The sequence below is a fragment of the Pseudomonas sp. GV085 genome (assembly GCF_003050925.1).
GTDB lineage: Bacteria > Pseudomonadota > Gammaproteobacteria > Pseudomonadales > Pseudomonadaceae > Aquipseudomonas.
This window is the reverse complement of record NZ_QAOV01000005.1, coordinates 428,406-449,898: the sequence shown is the minus strand read 5'-3', so window position 1 is coordinate 449,898 and position 21,493 is coordinate 428,406. Positions and strand designations below refer to the sequence as shown.

Here is a 21,493-nt window from a genome sequence, read left to right as displayed (position 1 = left end):
GTAAATTAAACCTGGTTCAGACGTTCGGCTATAAAAGTGATCAGCTGGCGAGCAATCTTGCTCTTGCTGGTCTGGGCGAAGAGTGTGGCGTGTAGCTCGCGGTCGATGACGCTGCAGGCGTTTTCTTCGCTGTTGAAGCCAATGCTCGGGTTGGCGACGTCGTTGGCGACGATCAAATCGAGGTTCTTGTCTTTCAACTTGCGTGCAGCGTAATCGAGCAGGTGTTCGGTCTCGGCGGCGAAACCGACACTGAACGGGCGGTCGGGGCGGGTGGCGATGGTGGCCAGGATGTCCGGGTTGCGCACCATCTGTAGCAACAAGCCGTCGCCGTTCGTAGGATCTTTCTTGAGTTTCTGTGGGGCGACGACTTCCGGGCGGTAGTCCGCAACGGCTGCCGAGGCGATGAACAGGTCGCAAGGGATCGCGGCTTCGCAGGCAGCGAGCATGTCGCGGGCGCTGACCACGTCGATGCGGGTGACGCGATCCGGTGTCGGCAGGTGCACCGGGCCGGTAATCAGGGTTACGCGGGCGCCGGCCTCCACGGCAGCTTCGGCCAGGGCAAAGCCCATTTTCCCGGAGCTGTGGTTGGTGATGTAGCGCACCGGGTCGATGTTTTCCTGGGTCGGGCCGGCGGTGATCAATACGTGTTTACCGGTCAGGGCCTGACGCTGGAAGCAGTCGGCGGCGCACTGGGCCAGTTCAAGGGCTTCGAGCATGCGCCCCAGGCCCACGTCGCCGCAGGCCTGGCTGCCGGAGGCCGGACCAAAGACCTTGATGTCGCGACTTTCGAGGGTTTGCAGGTTGGCCTGGGTCGCCGGATCGCGCCACATCGCCTGGTTCATTGCTGGCGCAACGGCGACCACCGCGTCGGTGGCCAGCACCAGCGTGGTCAGCAGGTCGTCGGCAATGCCTTGGGCCAGACGGGCAATCAGGTCTGCCGTGGCGGGGGCGATCAGTACCAGGTCGGCCCATTTGGCCAGTTCGATGTGGCCCATGGCCGCTTCGGCCGCCGGGTCCAGCAGGTCCAGGTGGACCGGGTGCCCGGACAGGGCCTGCATGGTCAGCGGGGTGATGAACTCTGCGCCGCCACGGGTCATGACCACGCGCACTTCGGCGCCCTGATCGATCAGGCGGCGAACCAGGTCGGCGCTCTTGTAGGCAGCGATGCCGCCGCCGACGCCCAGAACAATGCGTTTCCGATACAGCCGCTGCATAGGCCTGCCTTTCAATTCGTTGGTGACATACGTGGCGAAACCCCCTCCCCAGGGTGAATTCGCCCGCAAAAAAGATGGGCTACGATATCACAGCGACCGCTACGGAACAGCGGTGCCCACAGACAGGGAGGTGCTATGAGTATTCGCGATTGGCCGGCGGCGGAACGGCCGCGGGAGAGGTTGCTTGAACAGGGCGCGGGAAGCCTTTCGGATGCCGAACTGCTGGCGATCTTTTTACGCACGGGCGTGGTGGGTAAAAGTGCAGTGGATTTGGCGCGACACCTGTTGAATCAGTTTGGCAGCCTGCGATTGCTGCTTGAGGCCGATCAGGAAACGTTCAGCAAGCAGTTGGGGCTTGGGCCGGCGAAATTTGCACAGTTGCAGGCTTCGCAAGAAATGAGCAGGCGCCATCTGGCCGAGCGTGCGCGCCAAAAATCGGCACTGGAGAATCCGCATGCGGTTCGCGAGTACCTGAAATCGATGTTGCGCCACGAGCCACACGAGGTGTTCGGTTGCCTGTTTCTCGACTCCAAGCATCAGGTGCTGACGTTTGAGACGTTGTTTCGCGGCTCCATCGACAACACCAGTGTTCATCCGCGAGAGGTGGTCAAACGCGCCTTGGCCAACAACGCAGCGGCATTGATCCTCTGCCACAACCATCCTTCGGGTAACACCGACCCCAGTCAGTCCGACCGGGTGCTGACCAAGCGCCTGCAAAAGGCGCTGGAGCTGATTGACGTGCGGGTGCTTGACCATTTCATCATCGGCGACGGCGATCCGTTGTCGATGGCGGAGTATGGGTGGATGTAGTGCATGGCCCCTGTAGGAGCGAGCTTGCTCGCGATGGTCGTGAACGATAACGCGGGTAGTCAGGCACCCTGCAGCGTTCTCGGGTTTATCGCGAGCAAGCTCGCTCCTACAGGGTTTTGTGTATAGCGGATTACTTGATGTTGACCTTGGAGTAGTCCTGCCGCCCAAACGGGCTGACCGAGTACCCCTCGACATCCTTGCGCGTCAGCGCGAAAGCAGTCGGGTGGGCCAGGGGCAGCCACAACGCCTGTTGCTGGATCTGCGCCTGCGCCTGTTCGTAGAGTTTGCTACGCACACCTTGCTCGCCAGTGGTCTTGCCGGCGCTGATCAGCTTGTCCAGATCCTGGTTGCAGTAACGGGCGAAGTTGGTCCCGGATTTGACCGCAGCGCAGGAAAACTGCGGCGTGAGGAAGTTGTCCGGGTCACCGTTGTCGCCAGCCCACCCCATGAACAGCAAGTCGTGTTCACCGGCCTTGGCGCGGCGGATCAACTCGCCCCATTCGATCACGCGTATTTCTGCCTGAATGCCTATTTCGGCCAGATCGGACTGCAGCAGTTGTGCACCTAGGCTCGGGTTGGGGTTGAGCAGGCTGCCGGAAGGGCGGGTCCAGATGGTGGTCTGGAAGCCTTCCTTGAGCCCGGCCTTGGCCATCAATACTTTGGCCTTTTCGATGTCGTGAGGGTAGCCCGGCAGGTTTTTCGCGTAGCTCCAGGTGTTGGGCGGGTACGGACCGTTGGCCGCCTCGGCAGTGTCCTCGAACACGGCTTTGACATAGCTGGCCTTGTCGAAGGCAAGGTTGATAGCCTGACGCACCTCTGGCTTGTCCAGCGGCGGGTGCTGGCTGTTGATGCCGACGAATGCGGTCATGAACGCGTCAGTCTTTTCGACTTTCAGGGTCGGCTCTTTCAGCGCTTCCTGTACGTCCAGAGGCTTGGGCGACAGGGCGATCTGGCATTCGTTACGGCGCAATTTCTGCAGGCGCACGTTGGCATCCGGCGTGATGGCGAAGATAAGCGGATCTACAGAGGGCTTGCCGCCGAAGTATTCGGGGTTGGCTTTGTAGCGAACCGAGGCGTCCTTCTGGAAGCGCGTGAATACGAACGGCCCCGTGCCGATCGGTTGGCTGTTGAGCTTCTCCGGTGTACCTGCCTTCATCAGTTTGTCGGCGTATTCGGCCGAATAGATCGAGGCGAAGCCCATGCTCAGGGTCGCCAGGAAGGTCGAATCCGGGTGGTCGAGGGTGAAGCGCACGGTCTGCGGATCGAGGGCGTCGATCTTCTTGATCAGTGCAGGCAACTGCATCGATTGCGCATGCGGGAAGCCGCTCTGGGCGACTTTGTGCCACTCATTGGCCGGATCGAGCATGCGGTCGAAGCTGAAAATCACGTCTTCGGCGCTCAGGTCACGCGTTGGGGTGAAGTACTCCGTTCGATGGAATTTCACCTGCGGGTGCAACTTGAAGACGTAGGTCAGGCCGTCGGTGCTGACTTCCCAGCTGTCGGCGAGGCTGGCGACCACTTTGCCACTGGCTGTGTCGAAGTCCACCAGGCGGTTCATCAGCACATCGGCCGAGGCGTTGGTGGTGGTCAGCGAGTTGTACTGCACCACGTCGAACCCTTCAGGGCTGGCCTCGGTGCAGACGCTCAGGGCGGCGGCAAAGGCCTGTGGGCTCAGCAGAAGCGGGGCGAGCAATAGCGGTAGGGCAGCGAGGCGCATGGTCGGCTTCCTTTACAGATCGAAGGCCCATCTGCAAGTGCAGTCTGGAAAAGGCTTACCCTAGTGGGCTCTTTTGTAAATGACTATCCCCTTTTTCATTTTAAGGGGACTATAGGCACCAGATTTTGCTGTGCAGCGGTTGAGCAAAACTCCAGGTTGGCTCGATGAACGACTCTCTGCGACGAGCGGTCGCCATCGACGATAGCCTTTATCCAAGGCGCTCGGAGCCAGGAAAACGGGGTTTTTGTGAATTCTACGCACACTGAATGTTGTTGCTCTCCAGTCTTTCTGGTATAAAGCAGCGCTCTTTTCTAGGGGCCCGGTTCCTTCACTGTAGGTGTAGCCGGTAAGACCTCTAAAGAAACGCGGCGCCTGGCGCCAAATGACTGAGAGATTAAGCGGCCAACCCATGCCGGGTTGGGCATGTGGTTTTAGAGGGCTGAGGCATGTCTAGAGTATGTCAAGTTACCGGTAAGGGTCCGGTGACTGGGAATAACATTTCCCACGCAAACAACAAAACCCGTCGTCGTTTCCTGCCGAACCTGCAGCATCACCGCTTCTGGGTTGAAGAAGAGAAACGTTTTGTGCGTCTGCGCGTATCTGCCAAAGGCATGCGTATCATCGACAAGCGTGGCATCACTGTCGTGCTGGCCGAACTTCGCCGCGATGGCAAGGTTTAAGGGAGCTAATCATGCGTGAATTGATTCGTTTGATTTCGAGCGCCGGTACTGGTCACTTCTACACTACCGACAAGAACAAGCGTACTACCCCGGACAAAATCGAGATCAAGAAATATGATCCGGTTGTTCGCAAGCACGTGATCTACAAAGAAGGCAAAATCAAGTAATTGATTTTACCCTCTTACAAAAAAGGCCCGTATCGCGAGATACGGGCCTTTTTTGTTACGCGGGAATCAAGTTGTTTCGTCAGTGCCGAAACGGATCAGCCGCAGTTGATGCTGACGATGATTCTGTCGGCGTTGGTATGCAGGTTGATGCGTTGTGGGCGCAGGTCCAAGCTCGAAGGGTACTTCGGTCCAGTGGCTCGCACTGGCGCGCCATTGGCCAGGGCGCGAACTTCTTCAAGCAGTTCCGGGGTGCATTCGCGGCCGATGGTGTATTGGGCGATGGCGAGATCGCATTGATCGGGTAAGACTGGCATGTTGCCTCCTTGCATGATTGTTGGTTGGGGTGCCTGCGTTGTCGGGTGGGCGCACGTCCTGTGCGTTACCGTCCCGACGATGAAATGCGTGGCACCTGTCAGCAAGTCTTACCCGGAGTCGCTGTCCCGGGCCAGCGGTAAAATGTCAGCGACTGTTTCGATGTGGGTTCAAGCCTTCTGTTCAAACGCCACGTAGATCTTGCGGCATGGCTCCAGCACTTCCCAGGTGCCTTTGAACCCGGCCGGAATGACGAAGCGGTCACCGGCACGCAAGGTCTTGGCGTTGCCGTCGCTGTCGCGCAGCACCGAAACACCCTGAACGATTTCGCAGTATTCGTGTTCGGTGAAGTTCACCGTCCACTGGCCGACGGCACCTTCCCACACACCGGCGTTCAACTGGCCACAAGGGCTATTGTAGTGGTTGTAAACCGCTTGCTCCGGGTCGCCCTTGAGCACTTTGGTCGGGTCCGGACGGTAGCGTTCGGCGGCGGTGGTAGCCTGGCTGAAGTCGACGACGTTCTGGATGTTCATTGTTGTTATCCCTCCGTGATTACGGCGCGTGTGGTTGGTCAGCCCAAAGTCTATGTTTATTAAAATGAACATCGCAAGGCCGTTTAATAGCGTTATGTCAAATATATTGAAACTTCATGGGTGGCTGGTTTAGGGTGGTGGATGCCTTGGGCCGATAAGCATGCTGGCCGGGCAGAATTCCTGACAGCGCCCGCGAAGAACGCGGGTGTCGTATCAATAAGAGGAGGACACTCGCATGACCACCCTGACCCGTGCCGACTGGGAGCAACGTGCCCGCGACCTGAAAATCGAAGGCCGCGCTTATATCAATGGCGAATACACCGACGCCGTCTCCGGCGAGACTTTCGAGTGCATCAGCCCGGTCGATGGCCGTCTGCTGGGCAAGATTGCCAGCTGTGACGCCGCCGACGCCCAGCGCGCCGTGGAAAACGCCCGCGCCACCTTCAATTCCGGTGTCTGGTCGCGCCTGGCGCCGACCAAACGCAAATCCACCATGATCCGTTTCGCCGGCCTGCTCAAGCAGCACGCCGAAGAGCTGGCCCTGCTTGAAACTCTGGACATGGGCAAGCCAATCAGCGATTCCCTGTACATCGACGTTCCCGGCGCGGCGCAAGCCCTGAGCTGGAGCGGCGAAGCCATCGACAAGATCTACGACGAAGTCGCTGCAACCCCGCACGATCAACTGGGCCTGGTGACCCGTGAGCCGGTTGGCGTGGTCGGCGCCATCGTGCCGTGGAACTTCCCGCTGATGATGGCGTGCTGGAAGCTGGGGCCTGCGCTGTCCACCGGTAACTCGGTGATCCTCAAGCCGTCGGAAAAATCGCCGCTGACGGCGATTCGCATCGCTGAACTGGCTGTCGAAGCCGGCATCCCGAAAGGCGTGCTGAACGTATTGCCGGGTTACGGTCACACCGTCGGCAAGGCCTTGGCCCTGCACAACGACGTCGACACCCTGGTGTTCACCGGTTCGACCAAGATCGCCAAGCAGCTGTTGATCTACTCCGGCGAGTCGAACATGAAGCGCGTCTGGCTCGAAGCGGGCGGCAAGAGCCCGAACATCGTGTTCGCCGATGCTCCGAACCTGCAAGACGCTGCCGAGGCGGCTGCCGGTGCCATCGCCTTTAACCAGGGCGAGGTTTGCACCGCCGGTTCGCGCCTGCTGGTGGAGCGTTCGATCAAGGATAAATTCCTGCCGCTGGTGATCGAAGCGCTGAAAACCTGGAAGCCGGGCAACCCGCTGGACCCGGCGACCAATGTTGGCGCGCTGGTCGATACCCAGCAGATGAACACCGTGCTGTCTTACATCGAGTCCGGTCATGGCGACGGCGCCAAGCTGGTGGCCGGTGGCAAGCGTACGCTCCAGGAAACCGGCGGCACTTACGTTGAGCCGACGATTTTCGACGGTGTGAGCAACGCGATGAAAATCGCCCGGGAAGAAATCTTCGGCCCGGTACTGTCGGTCATTGCATTCGACAGCGCCGAAGAAGCCATCGCGATCGCCAACGACACGCCGTACGGCCTGGCCGCTGCGGTCTGGACGGCCGACATTTCCAAGGCCCACCTCACTGCCCGCGCACTGCGTGCCGGTAGCGTGTGGGTCAACCAGTACGATGGCGGCGACATGACCGCTCCGTTCGGTGGCTTCAAGCAGTCCGGCAACGGTCGCGACAAGTCCCTGCATGCTTTCGACAAGTACACCGAGCTGAAGGCGACCTGGATCAAGTTGTAAGCCGTTAAGGGAGGCCTGTTTTTACAGCAGGCCTCCCGAACGACGCAGATCCCTTGTGGGAGCGAGCCTGCTCGCGATAGCGGTGTAACAGTCGACTTCAATGTTGAATGTTGTACCGCTATCGCGAGCAAGCTCGCTCCCACAGTGTTTTGTGTTGTAAATAAAAATATCCACAGGAGTGTGGAACATGCGTTGGGCGACTTATTTCGCCGTTTTGGCATCTGTCTTGAGTGTCGGCCTGGCCCTGGGTGTCAGCATGCCGCTGGTGTCGTTTCGTCTGGAGAGCTGGGGCTACGGCTCGTTTGCCATTGGTGTGATGGCGGCGATGCCGGCCATCGGCGTCCTGTTGGGGGCGAAAATCTCCAGCCATCTGGCGGCGCGATTCGGTACGGCCAACCTCATGCGTCTGTGCCTGTGGGCCGGGGCGGTCTCCATCGGTTTGCTGGCGCTGTTGCCGAGCTATCCGATCTGGTTGGTGCTGCGGCTGATGATCGGGGTGATCCTGACCCTCGTATTCATCATCGGTGAAAGCTGGATCAATCAACTGGTGGTCGAGCAATGGCGGGGGCGGCTGGTGGCGCTGTATGGCAGCAGCTACGCACTGAGTCAGCTGGCCGGGCCGGTGTTGCTGGGCTTGCTTGGCACTGAGCACGATTATGGTTTTTGGGTTGGCGTCGGTTTGCTGATGGCTGCTCCGTTTCTGCTGCTGGGGCGCAGTGGTGCGCCGAGCAGCGAGGCCAGCAGCGTGACCCTGCGTGATTTGCTTGAGTTCTGCCGTGGCCTGCCGGCGATTGCCTGGGCGGTGTCGTTGTTCGCCGCGTTCGAGGCGATGATTCTGACGCTGTTGCCGGTCTATTGCCTGCGCCAGGGCTTCACCACGGAGATCGCCCTGGCGATGGTCAGTACGGTGGTGGTTGGCGATGCGGTGCTGCAATTGCCGATTGGTGCGTTGGCCGATCGCTTGTCACGCCGGGCGTTGTTTACCGGCTGCGCAGTCGTCTTGCTGCTGTCGAGTCTGGCGATCCCAATGCTGATCGACACGCTGCTGATCTGGCCGCTGTGGGTGTTGTTCGGCGCCAGCGCTGGCGGGTTATTCACCTTGTCGTTGATCCTGATCGGCGAGCGTTATCGCGACGATGCGCTGGTGCGGGCTAACGCCCATATCGCCCAGCTGTGGGGGATTGGTTGTCTGGTCGGGCCGCTGTTGGCGGGCGCCGGCAGCCAGTGGATCAGCGGTCATGCGTTGCCGTTGCTGATGGCGGTGGGGGCCTTGGGGGTATTGATCGTGGTGTCGCGGCAAGGTGCGTTTGGTACCGCGCAACCGGCATAGCTCAAAAAATCTTTTGAGGGTTCTACAACATCCGCTCCAGCCCAACCGTGTTGCTCAGCCACGCATTGAATCTCCGCCACGAACTCCCTGGCTCCTTGGTCAGGGTGTGCATTTTTCCATCGTCTTCGGTGGTCCAGACGATCTGATCGTTTTCCAGTTCCACCTGATAACTCAGGGCCGGTGCCATGCCCTGCAACGCCAGTTCACGGACCCGTACGGCCAACTCCGGACTGTCCACCAGCACGCCGACTTCGGTGTTCCACAGCACCGAGCGCGGATCGAAATTGAACGAGCCGATAAAGGATTTCTGCTGGTCGAAGATCATCGCCTTGCTGTGCAGACTGGATTCAGAGCCGTAATAGGCGTTGCTGGAAAACAGATGCGACCCGCTACTGCTGCCGCCTCCCTCGCCCGGCTGGCGACGCAATTCGTACAGCTTCACGCCGTGCTCCAGCAGCGCCCTGCGATAGGGCGCGTAACCACCGTGTACTGCGGGTACGTCCGTGGCTTGCAGTGAATTGGTCAGCAAACTTACTGAAACGCCAGCGTCGGCGCGCCCGGTCAGGTACACCAGCCCCGGTTGGCCGGGAACGAAGTAGGCCGAGATCATGATCAGCTCTTTGCTGACGTTATTGAGTTCAGGTGCGAGTTGCGTGGTCAGCAGCAGCCGCGGATCGGGCTCGCCCTTGGCCAGTACCTTGCTCGGTGCGTCCCACAATGCCTGGCTCCAGGCCCAGATCAGTTCGCGGCGCCAGATGTCCAGGCGCGGGTGCGTGGTGAAGGTCATCAAGTGTTTGTACAGCGCGTGATTCTGTTTGCGTGTTTGCGCCAGGGACTCTTCCAGTCGGGCGCGAGTGTTTTCCAGGTCCTGGGGAGTAGGTTTGCTCGACAGGAATTCGTCGATCGGTTTACTCAGGGCGCTGTTCCAGTACTGGTCGAAACTGTGCCCGAGTTGCTCGGCGACCGGGCCGACACCGAGCATGTCGATGTCAGTGAAATTCATGTTGGGCTTGGCATCGTAATACTCGTCCCCCAGATTGCGTCCGCCGACGATGGCCATGCTGTTGTCCGCCAGCAACAGCTTGTTGTGCATGCGTCGATGTTGTTGCGACAGATTGAACAGCCGGCCCACGGTGCGCGTCACGTCGGTGCTGCGACCAAGATTCAGCGGATTGAACACGCGGATCTGGATTTTCGGGTGCGCGGCGAGAGTGGCGATGACGCGGTCCAGGCCGTCGCTGGCGGTGTCGTCGAGCAGTACCCGCACCCGCACGCCCCGGTCGGCGGCCTTTAGCAATTCTTCGATCAACATGCGCGTGCTGATGCCGTCGTGCACGATGTAGTACTGCAAGTCGAGGCTGCTTTGGGCGTTGCGGATCAGTTCGGCACGGGCGGTGAAGGCCTCGGTGCTGTCCGATAGCAGGCGAAAGCCCGATTGTCCGTTGTAGGGTGCGGCTTGCGCCTGGACCGAGCGGCCGAATGCGGAGTCTGAAGCCGGCAGCGCCTGGCTCGGCACACGCTGAACGTCGAAGCTGGAGCAACCGCCCAGGAACGCGGCGAGTAGCAGAAGAGCAAGCAGGGGCTGTCTGACTCTCACGTAGGATCGTTCCGTTTGGCGGCGCAGATAGGCATATGGACGCTGATTCCCGAATAAAAGTCAGTCGCTGAGCTGATCGGTTTCCGCCAGCAGTTTGATCGCTGTCGCACCGACCTTGCGCACCGCGTCTTCGATCTGCGGTGTTGGTTTGGCAGCGTAGTTCATGCGCAGGCAATTGCGGTACTTGCCCGAGGCGGAAAAAATACTGCCCACGGCAATCTGTACGCCTTGGTCGTGCAGTGCACGATTCAGTTTCAGGGTGTCGAAACCTTCCGGTAGTTCGACCCACAGCATGAAGCTGCCTTGTGGGCGACTGGCGCGGGTGCCGGTCGGGAAATAGCGGGTCACCCAGTCGATCATCATGTCGCGATTACGCTGGTATTGCGTGCGCATCCGCCGCAAATGCGGCTCGAAATGGCCGCCCTTGAGAAATTCGGCGATGGCAATCTGCGGCTGTGGCGCGGTGGATCCGGTGCTGATGTATTTCATGTGCAGCACCCGTTCCAGATAGCGACCGGGCGCGACCCAACCGATGCGCAGGCCCGGCGCCAGGGTCTTGGAAAACGAACTGCACAACAGGACACGACCGTCCTCGTCAAAGGATTTGATCGTGCGCGGGCGTGGATAGGTATAGGCCAGTTCGCCATACACATCGTCCTCGATGATCGCCACGTCAAACCGTTGTGCAAGCGTCAACAACGCGCGTTTGCGCGACTCCGGCATGATGTAGCCCAGCGGGTTGTTGCAGTTGGGGGTCAACTGTATGACCTTGATCGGCCACTGCTCCAGGGCCAGTTCCAGCGCTTCGAGGCTGATGCCGGTCAGCGGGTCGGTGGGGATTTCCAGGGCTTTCAGGCCCAGGCCCTTGAGGGTCTGCATCGCGCCGTGAAAGCTCGGCGAGTCCACCGCGACAATGTCGCCGGGTTCGCAAATCGCGCGAACGCTGGTGGACAGCGCTTCATGGCATCCAGTGGTGACCACCAGTTCGCTGGCGCTCAGTTGGCAGCCGGAATCGAGCATCAGGCGAGCGATCTGTTCGCGCAGCTCGAGGTTGCCGTGGATGTTGTCGTAATACAGGCCGGGCATGTCCTGCCGCCGGCTGATTCGCGCCAGGTCACGCAACAGAGGCTTCATGGTCGCACTGGTGATATCCGGCATGCCGCGGCCCAGTTGCACCACGTCTTTGCGCGGCACGGCGCGGATCAATTCCAGCACCTGATCCCATTGAGAGATGTCCACCGGGCGCTGGGCCGGGCGACCGACCGCCGGCAAATCCGGCAATTGGCGACTGGCAGGAACGAAGTACCCGGACTTGGGCCGTGGCATGGCCAGCCCGCTGTCTTCCAGCACCCGATAGGCCTGCTGCACCGTGCTCAGGCTGACGCCGTGCTCGACGCTCAGCGCCCGTACCGAAGGCAGTCGGTCACCGGGGCGATAGAAGCCCTGTTCGATACGCGTGCCGAGCAACTCGGCGAGGTTGACGTATAGGGTCATGGTGCAGCCTCGATGAGGGTGATTCGGATAACCGGTACAGATCGGGGAAAAAATCAGGATTCAGTGGCGGAATCGGCAAAGCTGTATGGAGTTAATACAGTGGCTTTGAATCTGTAATGCTTTTTGCCGCCCGCGCATCATGGAACCTCTGGCTACCCAAGTAAACAGGAGCATCCAAGATGAACGGTTTGAGCGATGTGCGGCTGACGTTACGCAGTCAGGAACTGGCGGCAGAGCAGAACAACGGCATGCGGGAGGCGGGCATGCGCAATGCCTTGTCCGGCCAGAGTCGTTGGGACCGGTTCTGGCGTCGGCTGCATACGCGCAAGGCGTTGCTGGCGCTGACGGCCGACCAGCTCAAGGATATCGGGCTGACGCGGGAGAGGGCGCAAGAGGAGGGGCTGAAGCCTTTCTGGCGCCTGTAAGATGAACTGCGCTCCCTACAGGCGAATGGAATTCAGCGAAGCTCTTTCAATCGATGCCACAACATCCCCAACGCCAGTAACGGCGAACGCAAATGCTTGCCGCCGGGGAAGGTGATATGCGGCACCTTGGCAAACAGATCGAAGCCGCCGCTGTGCTGGCCGCTGATAGCTTCGGCCAGTAGCTTGCCAGCCAGGTGCGTGGCATTCACGCCATGGCCGGAATAGGCCTGGGCGTAGTACACGTTCGGCTGGTCCTTGAGTCGTCCGATCTGCGGCAGGCGATTGGCGCCGATGCCGATCATGCCGCCCCATTGGTAATCGATCTTCACTGCGCTCAGCTGCGGAAAGACTTCGAGCATTTTCGGGCGCATGTACGCGGCGATGTCTTTCGGGTCGCGGCCCGAGTAATGGCAGGCGCCGCCAAACAGCAGGCGCCGGTCCGCCGAGAGCCGGTAGTAGTCCAGCGCCACCCGCTGGTCACAGACCGCCATGTTCTGCGGTAGCAGGGCGTGAGCCTGTTCTTCGCTCAGTGGTTCGGTGGCGATGATGTAGCTGCCGGCGGGCAGGATTTTGCCGCTGAGTTCCGGGTTGAGGTTATTGAGGTAGGCATTGCAACCCAGCACCAGGGTCTTGGCGCGCACCGAGCCCTCGGCGGCATGGACCTTGACCTCGGGGCCATAGTCGATGCGGGTCACGGCCGAGTGCTCGAACAGCCGGACCCCCAGTCGCTGTGCCGCTGCGGCTTCGCCCAGAGCCAGGTTCAGTGGATGCAGGTGCCCCGAACCCATGTCGATCAGGCCACCCACATAGCGCGTGGATCCGACAACGGTGTGCATCTCGTTGGCTTGCAGCAAACGGGTTTCGTAGCGGTAGCCGAGGCTGCGAAGTTCTTCGGCATCCTCGGCGAAGCCTTCAAGGTCACGGGGCTTGTTGGCGAGGTCGCAGTAACCCCAAGTCAGGTCGCAGGGGATCTGGAAGCGCTCGACCCGTTGCCGGACGATTTCCACGGCTTCCAGGCCCATGAGTTTCATCTGCCGCACGCCTTCGACGCCGATAATGTTGGTGAATTGATCGAGGCCGTGGCCGACGCCGCGAATCAACTGCCCGCCATTGCGTCCGCTGGCACCCCAACCAATTTTATGGGCTTCAAGCAACACCACGCTGAGGCCACGCTCGGCCAGCTCAAGCGCCGTGTTCAACCCCGAAAACCCGCCGCCCACCACACAGACATCGGCCAGCACTTCGCCTTTGAGCGCCGCAAGTTCGGGCTGCGGCAGGCTGCTGGCGGCGTAGTAGGAAGCGGTGTGGTTCAGAGCAGGCTGGTGAGCACGGGCATTCATGTGCGTGATCCTGGTTCTTGCGTTTAGAAAACTTGACGGAGCATAAGCCGGACCTTTCCGGGCGGGCAACATTGGTCGGCTAGTGCTGTCTGGATCGGAGCTTTTGCGGCAGAATCGCGCTCTATTCCGCTATCGGTCACCGCTTCAATGAGCTGCAACAGCCAGACAATCCGTACCCTGCGCCAGCAGATTCCCACATTCGAGTGCGTGCCCGGCTGCCATGACTGCTGCGGGCCGGTGACCACCTCGCCGGAAGAAATGTCTCGTCTGCCACGCAAGACCCGCGCCGAGCAGGATGCCGCCATGGAAGCGCTCAACTGTGTGCATCTGGGGCCGAATGGTTGCACCGTGTATGACGAGCGGCCGCTGATCTGCCGGTTGTTCGGCACCACCAAGACCTTGCCGTGCCCCAATGGGCGGGGGCCGGTGGAGCTGATTCATCCACGGGTGGAGAAACAGGTGTTTGAGTACATGGCATCGAACCGGCAGGTGTTGGTTTAAGAGAGACCGAGTCGCCTGTCTTCGCGAGCAGGCGCGCCGCCATCTTCAATCCGGAATCGGCAAGGTCAGGCTCTCTTTCACCTCTTCCATCACGATATAGCTCTTGGACTCGCGCACATGGGGCAGCTTGAGCAGGATGTCGCCCAGCAATTTGCGGTACGAGGCCATCTCGGAGATCCGCGCTTTCACCAGGTAGTCGAAATCCCCTGACACCAGATGGCACTCCAACACATGGGGCAATTTCAGCACCGCGCGTCGGAACTCTTCGAAAGTATCGCCGGATTTGTAGTCCAGGCTGATCTCGACGAACACCAGCAGACTACCCTTCAGGTGCTGCGGATTGAGCCTGGCGTTGTAGCCCATGATGATCCCTTCGCGCTCCAGACGCCGGACCCGCTCAGTACAGGGCGTGGTCGAGAGCCCGACCTTTTCTCCAAGCTCCGTAAAGGAAATCCGCCCGTCCGCTTGCAGGATCCGCAGGATGTTGCGGTCGATCTTGTCCAGCTCACGTTTGGTCTGAGTGTTGGTACGCATAGGGGATGCGCCTCCGTGAAAAGGGTTTTTGCCGAGAATTGTCGCCAAATATAGGCGCTTATATAGTGAAAAGCACTGGCAGATCTTTTTTACACTGCGCGCATCTAAAGCTCTGAATAACAAACGTCAGCGGTTAGCCGCGATGAGGGATATGAAAATGCGCGTCATGGTCTTGGGTAGCGGCGTCATCGGTACCACCAGTGCTTATTATCTGGCCCGTGCCGGGTTCGAAGTGGTGGTGGTCGACCGGCAGCCGGCTGCTGCCATGGAGACCAGTTTCGCCAACGCCGGGCAGGTCTCGCCGGGTTATGCCTCGCCGTGGGCCGCGCCGGGTGTGCCGCTCAAGGCCATCAAGTGGCTGTTGCAGCGCCATGCGCCGCTGGCGATCAAGGCCACTGCCGACATCGACCAGTACCTGTGGATGGCACAGATGCTGCGCAACTGCACCGCCAGCCGTTACGCGGTGAACAAGGAACGCATGGTTCGCCTGTCCGAGTACAGCCGTGACTGCCTCGATGAACTGCGTGCCGAAACCGGCATCGCCTACGAAGGCCGCAGCCTCGGTACTACCCAGTTGTTCCGCACTCAGGCCCAGCTCGACGGCGCGGCGAAAGACATCGCCGTGCTGAAAGAGTCCGGCGTGCCGTTCGAGCTGCTCGACCGCGACGGTATTGCCCGCGTCGAGCCGGCGCTGGCCAGCGTCACGGACATCCTCGCCGGTGCCCTGCGCCTGCCGAACGACCAGACTGGCGACTGCCAGATGTTCACCACCAAGCTTGCAGAAATGGCCGCAAACCTCGGTGTGCAATTCCGTTTCGACCAGGACATTCAGCGCCTCGACTTCGCCGGTGATCGCATCAACGGCGTGTGGATCGACGGCAAGCTGGAAACCGCCGACCGCTACGTGCTGGCCCTCGGCAGCTACTCGCCGCAACTGCTCAAGCCGCTGGGGATCAAGGCGCCGGTGTACCCGCTCAAGGGCTATTCCCTGACCGTGCCGATCACCAACCCGGCGATGGCCCCGACTTCGACCATTCTCGACGAGACCTACAAGGTCGCGATCACCCGTTTCGACAACCGCATCCGCGTCGGCGGCATGGCTGAAATTGCCGGTTTTGACCTGTCGCTGAACCCGCGCCGGCGCGAAACCCTGGAGATGATCGTCAACGACCTTTATCCTCAGGGCGGCAATCTGGCCGAGGCCAGCTTCTGGACCGGCCTGCGTCCGACCACTCCGGACGGCACGCCGATTGTCGGCGGAACAAAGTTCAAGAACCTGTTCCTGAACACTGGTCACGGCACGCTGGGTTGGACCATGGCCTGTGGCTCCGGTCGCTTGCTGGCTGACCTGATGGCGAAGAAAAAGCCACAGATCAGCGCCGAAGGCCTCGATATTTCCCGTTATGACAACAAAACCCAGGAGCCTGCAAAGCATGTCAGTCCAGCGCCAGCTCACCAATGAGCGCATGAGTCAGATCGTCACCCATAACGGCACGGTTTACCTGGCCGGACAGGTCGGCGATGACATGAACGCCGGGATTGAACAGCAGACCCGTGAAGCCCTCGCCAACATTGAGCGTTTGCTCGATCTGGCGGGCACCGACAAGCACAATCTGTTGTCGGTGACGATTTACCTGAAAGACATCGACGCGCATTTCGAAGGCATGAACGCGGTGTGGGACAAGTGGCTGCCAAAAGGCGTCGCCCCGGCTCGTGCCACGGTTGAATCGAAATTGTGCGAACCGCAAATTCTGGTCGAGCTGTCGGTTGTAGCCGCTCTGCCATAAGCTTTCAGACAGATCCCTCTCCCGGTGCTGCTGGCGGTTCACGCCGTCAGCCAGCGCCGGTTTTTCTTCCCGATAACCCGACCAGAAGTCTGCCGCCATGCGTCCTGCCCGTGCCCTGATCGACCTTCAAGCCCTGCGTCACAACTACCAAATCGCCCGTGAACTCACGGGGGCCAAAGCTCTCGCGGTGATCAAGGCCGATGCCTATGGCCATGGCGCGGTGCGTTGCGCCCAGGCGCTGGAAGCCGAGGCGGACGGGTTTGCCGTGGCCTGCATCGAAGAGGCGTTGGAGCTGCGGGCGGCGGGCATTCGTGCGCCGATCCTGCTACTGGAAGGTTTTTTCGAAGCCGACGAGCTGGCACTGATCGTCGAGCATGATTTCTGGTGCGTGGTGCATTCGCTGTGGCAACTCGAAGCCATCGAGAAAGCGGTGTTGAGCAAGCCGATCACGGTGTGGCTCAAGCTTGACTCGGGCATGCACCGGGTTGGCCTGCATCCGGCGGATTATCAGGCTGCCTATCAACGGCTGCTGGCCAGCGGCAAGGTCGCGAAAGTGGTGTTGATGAGCCACTTTGCGCGTGCCGATGAACTGCACGAGCAATCCAGCGCCGACCAGGTTGCGGTGTTCGAGGCCGCGCGCAATGGCCTGGACGCCGAGATCAGCCTGCGCAATTCGCCGGCGGTGCTCGGTTGGCCGCAGATTCCAAGCGATTGGGTGCGCCCGGGCATCATGCTCTATGGCGCCACGCCCTTCGAAGAAGCCAATGAAGTGGCTGCGCGCCTGCAACCGGTCATGACCCTGGAATCGAAAGTGATCAGCGTGCGTGAACTGCCGGCCGGCGAGCCCGTCGGTTACGGCGCCAGATTCATCACCCCCAAACCGATGCGCATTGGCGTCGTGGCCATGGGGTACGCCGATGGCTACCCGCGTTCGGCACCGACCGGCACGCCGGTGTTGGTGGCTGGTCAGCGTGGCCAGCTGATTGGCCGGGTATCGATGGACATGCTCTGCATCGACCTGACCGATGTGCCGCAGGCCGGCCTCGGTTCGACCGTCGAATTGTGGGGCAAAAACATCCTCGCCAGTGATGTGGCCATGGCTGCCGGCACGATTCCATACCAGATATTCTGCAACCTGCGCCGAGTGCCACTGCTCTATTCCGGGGCTTAGTGCCCGAAGCTCCAGACCGGAAGTCGCCTCGCTGAACAGGATTCAGGTCAAAGTGTTGTAAATACTGAACGCTGTCGCCATGATAACGCTCACTATTCCAACAATTTTGAATCCTGGAGGCGCAAGCTTTGGACGTCGGTGAACGACTGCAATCCATCCGTAGGCTCAAAGGCCTTTCCCAGCGTGAGCTCGCCAAACGGGCAGGGGTCACCAACAGCACGATTTCGATGATCGAAAAGAACAGCGTGAGCCCTTCGATCAGTTCGCTGCGCAAGGTGCTGGGCGGGATTCCCATGTCCATGGTCGAGTTCTTTTCCGAAGAAATCCTGCAGGAAAAACCGACTCAGATCGTCTACAAGGCCAACGAGCTGATCGATATTTCCGATGGCGCGGTGACCATGAAACTGGTCGGGCGTGCCCATCCGAGCCGGGCGATCGCATTCCTCAATGAAATCTATCCGCCAGGCGCCGACACCGGTGACGAGATGCTCACCCATGAGGGTGAGGAAACCGGCATCCTGGTCGAAGGAAGACTGGAACTGGTGGTCGGTCTCGAAACTTTTGTCCTCGAAGCCGGCGATAGCTACTACTTTGAAAGTACCAAGCCACACCGTTTCCGTAATCCGTTCGATGTGCCAGCGCGACTAATCAGCGCAGCCACGCCGGCGAACTTCTAAGAAAAGAGGCGTCCTGCCAGCATCGCAGAGGCGCCCGGGCTGTTTTTCCGTCGCGGCCTAAGACCCCTCCGACTTTGGGGTTGTTTCAGTGCGACGGGCTTACCGCTATACTTGCGCCCGCCTGCGAACCGTGGCCGTAGGCGTGACTAGCCACCATTGAGGGTGAACGCGTGAACCTAATTATGAAAATGCTGGCTGCACCAGCAACCGTACTGGCCCTATGGGCTGTCAGTGTCAGCGCTCAAGCTGCGACCAACGACGAAATCGCCAAACGCCTTGAGCCAGTCGGCCAGGTTTGTGTTCAGGGTAAAGAGTGCAAAGGGATGGAAGTGGCCACTGCCGCTGGCGGCGGTGGCGGTGCGAAAACCCCGGATGAAGTGATTGCAAAACATTGCAACGCTTGCCACGGTTCAGGCCTGTTGGGCGCACCGAAAATCGGTGATGCCGCCGCCTGGAAAGAACGTGCCGATCACCAGGGCGGCCTCGACGGCATCCTGGCCAAAGCCATTACCGGTATTAACTCGATGCCGCCTAAAGGCACCTGCGCCGATTGCTCCGACGCCGAGCTCAAAGGCGCCATCCAGAAGATGTCCGGCCTGAAATAAGCCTGGGTCTTGCTGCTGGAAAGCCGCTTTCGAGCGGCTTTTTTGTGCCTGCAATCTCGATAAACGCCGCTGATCCCTGTAGGAGCGAGCTTGCTCGCGATGGTCGCCAACGATAATGCGGCAAACCTGATACCCCGCGGCGTCTGTGAATCCTTCGCGAGCGAGCTCGCTCCTACAGGGCTGTTCATTGCGGCAAAGACCCGGCAAGCTCGGACCAACCCCAATCCATGGAACGTGAGGGAGGACCCGATGGTTCAGTTGTGCTCTATCGAACAGGCAGTCGATGACGTCTTGGCACGGTTGCCGGCGCATATCCACATGGGCCTGCCTCTGGGGTTGGGCAAACCCAATCACTTCGTCAACGCGCTGTATCGGCGAATCGCACAGTCACCCGAACGACGGCTGACGATCTACACCGCGTTGTGCCTGGGGCGCCCGCCCTTGGGCGATGGATTGCAAAAGCGCTTTCTCGAACCCTTTGTCGAACGGGTCTTCGGCGACTATCCGGAGCTGGAATTTCTCGCCGACCTGCGCCGCGATGGTCTGCCGGGCAACATCCACATCCAGCAGTTCTTCATGCAGCCTGGCAGCCTGCTCAACAGTGCCACGGCGCAACAGGATTACGTCAGCAGCAATTACAGCCATGCGGCGCGGGACATCAATGCCGCCGGGTTGAATCTGGTGGCGCAATTGGTGGCCAGCCATGCCGAGCATTCCGACCGCTTGAGCCTGAGCTGCAACCCGGACATCACCCTCGACCTGTTGCCGATGATCGCCAAGCGCCGCGCTACGGGAGAAACCATCCTGATGGTCGGGCAGGTGCACGACGATCTGCCCTACATGCCCGGCGATGCGGAACTCGGCATCGACACTTTTGACCTGTTGATCGATGAGAAGGACAACACCACACTGTTTTCCACGCCGAACATGCCGGTGGGGTGTCAGGACCACTTCATCGGCCTGCACGCCAGCACTCTGGTGCGTGACGGCGGCACCTTGCAGATTGGCATCGGTTCCATGGGTGATGCGCTGACGGCGGCGCTGCTGGTACGGCAAGCCGACAATGACGAATACAGGGCTTTGCTGGCAGACGTAGAGCTCAGCCATTGGGCACAACTGATCGAGCGCGAAGGCGGCATCGGCCCCTTCGCCAAAGGCCTGTATGGCTGCAGCGAAATGTTCGTCAACGGTTTGCTGGTGCTGGCGGATGCCGGGATCGTGCGGCGCAAGGTCTACCCGGACGTGGCGACCCAACAGCAGGCGAATGCCGGCACCCTCGACGAGGCGGCACAAACCGATGGTATCTCGGTGCACGGCGGTTTCTTCCTCGGTCCGCGCAGCTACTACGAACGCTTGCGCGAATTGCCGCAAAACAAGCGGCTCGAATTCAACATGACCCGCATCAGCTACATCAACGAGCTGTACGGCCAGGAAGAACTCAAACGCTTGCAGCGCCTCGATGCGAGGTTCATCAACACGGCCTTCACCGTGACGTTGCTGGGGGCCGCCGTGGCGGATCAGCTCGAAGACGGACGTGTGCTCAGCGGCGTAGGCGGGCAGTACAACTTCGTGGTTCAGGGCCATGCGCTGCAAGGCGCGCGATCGGTGTTGCTGCTGCGCAGCTGGCGCGAGTCCGGCGGCGAGGTCAGCTCGAACATCGTCTGGGAGTATGGTCACTGCACGATTCCCCGGCACTTGCGGGACATCGTGGTCACCGAATACGGCATCGCCGATCTTCGCGGCAAAACCGACGCGGCAGTGATCGAGGCCTTGCTCAATATCAGCGACTCGCGTTTTCAATCGGGATTGATCGAGCAGGCGCAGAAAGTCGGCAAATTGCCCAGGGACTTCCGTCTCGATCCGCGCTTTACCGATAACAGTCCGCAGCGTTTGCAGGCGATTCAGGCGCGGCATCCGCAGCTGTTTCCGGAGTATCCGCTGGGCTGCGATTTCACCGAGGTCGAGCGCGATCTGTTGCGGGCGCTGAACTGGCTCAAGAGCAAATTCAAGCTGAGCGAGGTGCTGGAGTTGGGCAAGGCAGCGTTGGATGCGCCGCAAGCCTCAACATTCCCCGAACACCTGGCGCGGATGCAGCTTACAAACCCGGAAGGCCTGAAAGAAGACCTGTTCCAACGCCTGCTACTCACCGGCCTGAAAGCCACTGCACGCGCTCCCTTGTAGGAGCTGGCTTGCCAGCGAAGGCGATGTGACAAACAACAAAGATGTTGGATGTGATGGCCTCTTCGCTGGCAAGCCAGCTCCTACAGGGGGATTGCGGTGTGGGGTTATTCGATGAAGGTCACAAGGCCGCCAGCCAGCGATTTCACCCGAGCCAGGGACTCTACGCGATAACCCTGCGAGTCCAGTTCCGCACGGCCACCCTGGAATGACTTCTCGATCACGATCCCCAAACCGGCAACGGTAGCGCCGGCCTGTTTGATGATCGAAATCAGCGCCTGGGACGCCTTACCGTTGGCCAGGAAGTCATCGATGATCAGCACGCGGTCGCTGCTGGTCAGGTGGCGCGGGGATATCGCGACGGTGCTTTCGGTCTGCTTGGTGAACGAGTACACGGTTGCCGACAACAGGTTTTCGGTCAGGGTCAGGGACTGGTGCTTGCGCGCGAAAATCACCGGCACGCCGAGGTTCAGGCCGGTCATGATCGCCGGCGCGATGCCCGAGGCTTCGATGGTGACGATCTTGGTGATGCCCGAATCCTTGAACAGCGTGGCGAATTCGTCGCCGATCAGCTTCATCAGGGCCGGGTCGATCTGGTGGTTCAGAAAGGCGTCGACTTTCAGGACCTGGTCGGAAAGCACGATGCCTTCTTCGCGAATTTTCTTGTGCAGGGCTTCCATGAAGCGGTCCTC

The 21,493-nt window shown here is 60.3% G+C and carries 22 protein-coding genes; 13 read left to right on the top strand and 9 right to left on the bottom strand.

The genetic code is table 11. The annotated features are described in order from the left end of the window. Positions 1-5: 5 nt before the first annotated feature. Positions 6-1,214: a bifunctional phosphopantothenoylcysteine decarboxylase/phosphopantothenate--cysteine ligase CoaBC gene (gene coaBC, locus C8K63_RS13950; protein ID WP_102700099.1), complete on the bottom strand. Its 1,209-nt coding sequence runs from the start codon at positions 1,212-1,214 to the stop codon at positions 6-8. Between the two features lie 135 nt (positions 1,215-1,349). On the opposite strand from coaBC, the gene radC reads away from it, so the two are divergent. Beyond that, positions 1,350-2,024: a DNA repair protein RadC gene (gene radC / locus C8K63_RS13945; protein WP_108217234.1), complete on the top strand. Its 675-nt coding sequence runs from the start codon at positions 1,350-1,352 to the stop codon at positions 2,022-2,024. Positions 2,025-2,154: 130 nt separating this feature from the next. Here radC and C8K63_RS13940 read toward each other — a convergent pair whose 3' ends face one another. After that, a complete protein-coding gene (locus C8K63_RS13940; RefSeq protein WP_108217233.1) occupies positions 2,155-3,741 on the bottom strand; it encodes an ABC transporter substrate-binding protein in 1,587 nt (528 codons plus the stop codon). A 446-nt stretch (positions 3,742-4,187) separates the two neighbouring features. On the opposite strand from C8K63_RS13940, the gene rpmB reads away from it, so the two are divergent. Continuing rightward, positions 4,188-4,421 carry a 50S ribosomal protein L28 gene (gene rpmB, locus C8K63_RS13935; RefSeq protein ID WP_007975166.1) on the top strand — a complete coding sequence of 78 codons (234 nt, stop codon included), beginning with the start codon at positions 4,188-4,190 and terminating at the stop codon, positions 4,419-4,421. An 11-nt stretch (positions 4,422-4,432) separates the two neighbouring features. After that, complete coding sequence (gene rpmG / locus C8K63_RS13930; RefSeq protein WP_003177274.1) at positions 4,433-4,588, top strand: 50S ribosomal protein L33; 156 nt, start codon at positions 4,433-4,435, stop codon at positions 4,586-4,588. Positions 4,589-4,683: 95 nt separating this feature from the next. Here the strand turns inward: rpmG and C8K63_RS13925 are convergent, their stop codons facing one another. Both C8K63_RS13925 and C8K63_RS13920 read right to left on the bottom strand, forming a co-directional pair. Continuing rightward, on the bottom strand, positions 4,684-4,902 hold the full coding sequence (locus C8K63_RS13925; RefSeq protein ID WP_108217232.1) for a peptidase inhibitor: 219 nt from the start codon (positions 4,900-4,902) through the stop codon (positions 4,684-4,686). Between the two features lie 168 nt (positions 4,903-5,070). Then, on the bottom strand, positions 5,071-5,433 hold the full coding sequence (locus tag C8K63_RS13920) for a cupin domain-containing protein (protein ID WP_108217231.1): 363 nt from the start codon (positions 5,431-5,433) through the stop codon (positions 5,071-5,073). Positions 5,434-5,668: 235 nt separating this feature from the next. On the opposite strand from C8K63_RS13920, the gene C8K63_RS13915 reads away from it, so the two are divergent. After that, complete coding sequence (locus C8K63_RS13915; RefSeq protein WP_108217230.1) at positions 5,669-7,162, top strand: aldehyde dehydrogenase; 1,494 nt, start codon at positions 5,669-5,671, stop codon at positions 7,160-7,162. A 187-nt stretch (positions 7,163-7,349) separates the two neighbouring features. Further along, entirely contained in the window at positions 7,350-8,492 is a 1,143-nt protein-coding gene (locus C8K63_RS13910) for an MFS transporter (RefSeq protein WP_108217229.1), read from the top strand. A 22-nt stretch (positions 8,493-8,514) separates the two neighbouring features. Here the strand turns inward: C8K63_RS13910 and C8K63_RS13905 are convergent, their stop codons facing one another. Both C8K63_RS13905 and C8K63_RS13900 read right to left on the bottom strand, forming a co-directional pair. Further along, a complete protein-coding gene (locus C8K63_RS13905; RefSeq protein ID WP_108217228.1) occupies positions 8,515-10,089 on the bottom strand; it encodes a phospholipase D family protein in 1,575 nt (524 codons plus the stop codon). A 60-nt stretch (positions 10,090-10,149) separates the two neighbouring features. Then, positions 10,150-11,583: a PLP-dependent aminotransferase family protein gene (locus C8K63_RS13900; RefSeq protein ID WP_108217227.1), complete on the bottom strand. Its 1,434-nt coding sequence runs from the start codon at positions 11,581-11,583 to the stop codon at positions 10,150-10,152. Positions 11,584-11,762: 179 nt separating this feature from the next. On the opposite strand from C8K63_RS13900, the gene C8K63_RS13895 reads away from it, so the two are divergent. Next, complete coding sequence (locus C8K63_RS13895; protein WP_108217226.1) at positions 11,763-12,008, top strand: DUF1127 domain-containing protein; 246 nt, start codon at positions 11,763-11,765, stop codon at positions 12,006-12,008. A 32-nt stretch (positions 12,009-12,040) separates the two neighbouring features. Here C8K63_RS13895 and C8K63_RS13890 read toward each other — a convergent pair whose 3' ends face one another. Then, entirely contained in the window at positions 12,041-13,348 is a 1,308-nt protein-coding gene (locus tag C8K63_RS13890) for an FAD-binding oxidoreductase (RefSeq protein ID WP_108217225.1), read from the bottom strand. Positions 13,349-13,495: 147 nt separating this feature from the next. Here C8K63_RS13890 and C8K63_RS13885 point away from each other — a divergent pair, with 147 nt between their 5' ends. Further along, positions 13,496-13,849, top strand: a complete 354-nt coding sequence (locus C8K63_RS13885) for a YkgJ family cysteine cluster protein (protein ID WP_108217224.1) — start codon at positions 13,496-13,498, stop codon at positions 13,847-13,849. Positions 13,850-13,894: 45 nt separating this feature from the next. Here C8K63_RS13885 and C8K63_RS13880 read toward each other — a convergent pair whose 3' ends face one another. Continuing rightward, complete coding sequence (locus tag C8K63_RS13880) at positions 13,895-14,383, bottom strand: Lrp/AsnC ligand binding domain-containing protein (protein ID WP_007975155.1); 489 nt, start codon at positions 14,381-14,383, stop codon at positions 13,895-13,897. A gap of 157 nt (positions 14,384-14,540) precedes the next feature. Between C8K63_RS13880 and dadA the strand changes: the two genes are divergently transcribed. From dadA to C8K63_RS13850, 6 genes are all read left to right on the top strand, one after another. Then, on the top strand, positions 14,541-15,845 hold the full coding sequence (gene dadA / locus C8K63_RS13875) for a D-amino acid dehydrogenase (protein ID WP_108217257.1): 1,305 nt from the start codon (positions 14,541-14,543) through the stop codon (positions 15,843-15,845). Then, a complete protein-coding gene (locus C8K63_RS13870; RefSeq protein WP_108217223.1) occupies positions 15,817-16,170 on the top strand; it encodes a RidA family protein in 354 nt (117 codons plus the stop codon). Before dadA ends, C8K63_RS13870 begins: the two co-directional genes overlap by 29 nt. A gap of 97 nt (positions 16,171-16,267) precedes the next feature. Further along, positions 16,268-17,341 carry an alanine racemase gene (gene alr, locus C8K63_RS13865; RefSeq protein ID WP_108217222.1) on the top strand — a complete coding sequence of 358 codons (1,074 nt, stop codon included), beginning with the start codon at positions 16,268-16,270 and terminating at the stop codon, positions 17,339-17,341. A gap of 128 nt (positions 17,342-17,469) precedes the next feature. Further along, complete coding sequence (locus C8K63_RS13860) at positions 17,470-18,018, top strand: cupin domain-containing protein (RefSeq protein ID WP_108217221.1); 549 nt, start codon at positions 17,470-17,472, stop codon at positions 18,016-18,018. Between the two features lie 182 nt (positions 18,019-18,200). After that, on the top strand, positions 18,201-18,623 hold the full coding sequence (locus C8K63_RS13855; RefSeq protein WP_108217220.1) for a cytochrome c5 family protein: 423 nt from the start codon (positions 18,201-18,203) through the stop codon (positions 18,621-18,623). A gap of 249 nt (positions 18,624-18,872) precedes the next feature. After that, complete coding sequence (locus tag C8K63_RS13850) at positions 18,873-20,804, top strand: acetyl-CoA hydrolase/transferase C-terminal domain-containing protein (protein WP_108217219.1); 1,932 nt, start codon at positions 18,873-18,875, stop codon at positions 20,802-20,804. A gap of 104 nt (positions 20,805-20,908) precedes the next feature. Here C8K63_RS13850 and C8K63_RS13845 read toward each other — a convergent pair whose 3' ends face one another. Further along, entirely contained in the window at positions 20,909-21,481 is a 573-nt protein-coding gene (locus C8K63_RS13845; protein WP_108217256.1) for a xanthine phosphoribosyltransferase, read from the bottom strand. Between the last annotated feature and the right edge of the window lie 12 nt (positions 21,482-21,493).

Bases quoted from the DNA above. Each gene is read 5' to 3' on its own strand.
- coaBC (WP_102700099.1), bottom strand. From the start codon at position 1,214: ATGCAGCGGCTGTATCGGAAACGCATTGTTCTGGGCGTCGGCGGCGGC.
- radC (WP_108217234.1), top strand. From the start codon at position 1,350: ATGAGTATTCGCGATTGGCCGGCGGCGGAACGGCCGCGGGAGAGGTTG.
- C8K63_RS13940 (WP_108217233.1), bottom strand. From the start codon at position 3,741: ATGCGCCTCGCTGCCCTACCGCTATTGCTCGCCCCGCTTCTGCTGAGC.
- rpmB (WP_007975166.1), top strand. From the start codon at position 4,188: ATGTCTAGAGTATGTCAAGTTACCGGTAAGGGTCCGGTGACTGGGAAT.
- rpmG (WP_003177274.1), top strand. From the start codon at position 4,433: ATGCGTGAATTGATTCGTTTGATTTCGAGCGCCGGTACTGGTCACTTC.
- C8K63_RS13925 (WP_108217232.1), bottom strand. From the start codon at position 4,902: ATGCCAGTCTTACCCGATCAATGCGATCTCGCCATCGCCCAATACACC.
- C8K63_RS13920 (WP_108217231.1), bottom strand. From the start codon at position 5,433: ATGAACATCCAGAACGTCGTCGACTTCAGCCAGGCTACCACCGCCGCC.
- C8K63_RS13915 (WP_108217230.1), top strand. From the start codon at position 5,669: ATGACCACCCTGACCCGTGCCGACTGGGAGCAACGTGCCCGCGACCTG.
- C8K63_RS13910 (WP_108217229.1), top strand. From the start codon at position 7,350: ATGCGTTGGGCGACTTATTTCGCCGTTTTGGCATCTGTCTTGAGTGTC.
- C8K63_RS13900 (WP_108217227.1), bottom strand. From the start codon at position 11,583: ATGACCCTATACGTCAACCTCGCCGAGTTGCTCGGCACGCGTATCGAA.
- C8K63_RS13895 (WP_108217226.1), top strand. From the start codon at position 11,763: ATGAACGGTTTGAGCGATGTGCGGCTGACGTTACGCAGTCAGGAACTG.
- C8K63_RS13890 (WP_108217225.1), bottom strand. From the start codon at position 13,348: ATGAATGCCCGTGCTCACCAGCCTGCTCTGAACCACACCGCTTCCTAC.
- C8K63_RS13885 (WP_108217224.1), top strand. From the start codon at position 13,496: ATGAGCTGCAACAGCCAGACAATCCGTACCCTGCGCCAGCAGATTCCC.
- C8K63_RS13880 (WP_007975155.1), bottom strand. From the start codon at position 14,383: ATGCGTACCAACACTCAGACCAAACGTGAGCTGGACAAGATCGACCGC.
- dadA (WP_108217257.1), top strand. From the start codon at position 14,541: ATGCGCGTCATGGTCTTGGGTAGCGGCGTCATCGGTACCACCAGTGCT.
- C8K63_RS13870 (WP_108217223.1), top strand. From the start codon at position 15,817: ATGTCAGTCCAGCGCCAGCTCACCAATGAGCGCATGAGTCAGATCGTC.
- alr (WP_108217222.1), top strand. From the start codon at position 16,268: ATGCGTCCTGCCCGTGCCCTGATCGACCTTCAAGCCCTGCGTCACAAC.
- C8K63_RS13855 (WP_108217220.1), top strand. From the start codon at position 18,201: ATGAAAATGCTGGCTGCACCAGCAACCGTACTGGCCCTATGGGCTGTC.
- C8K63_RS13850 (WP_108217219.1), top strand. From the start codon at position 18,873: ATGGTTCAGTTGTGCTCTATCGAACAGGCAGTCGATGACGTCTTGGCA.
- C8K63_RS13845 (WP_108217256.1), bottom strand. From the start codon at position 21,481: ATGGAAGCCCTGCACAAGAAAATTCGCGAAGAAGGCATCGTGCTTTCC.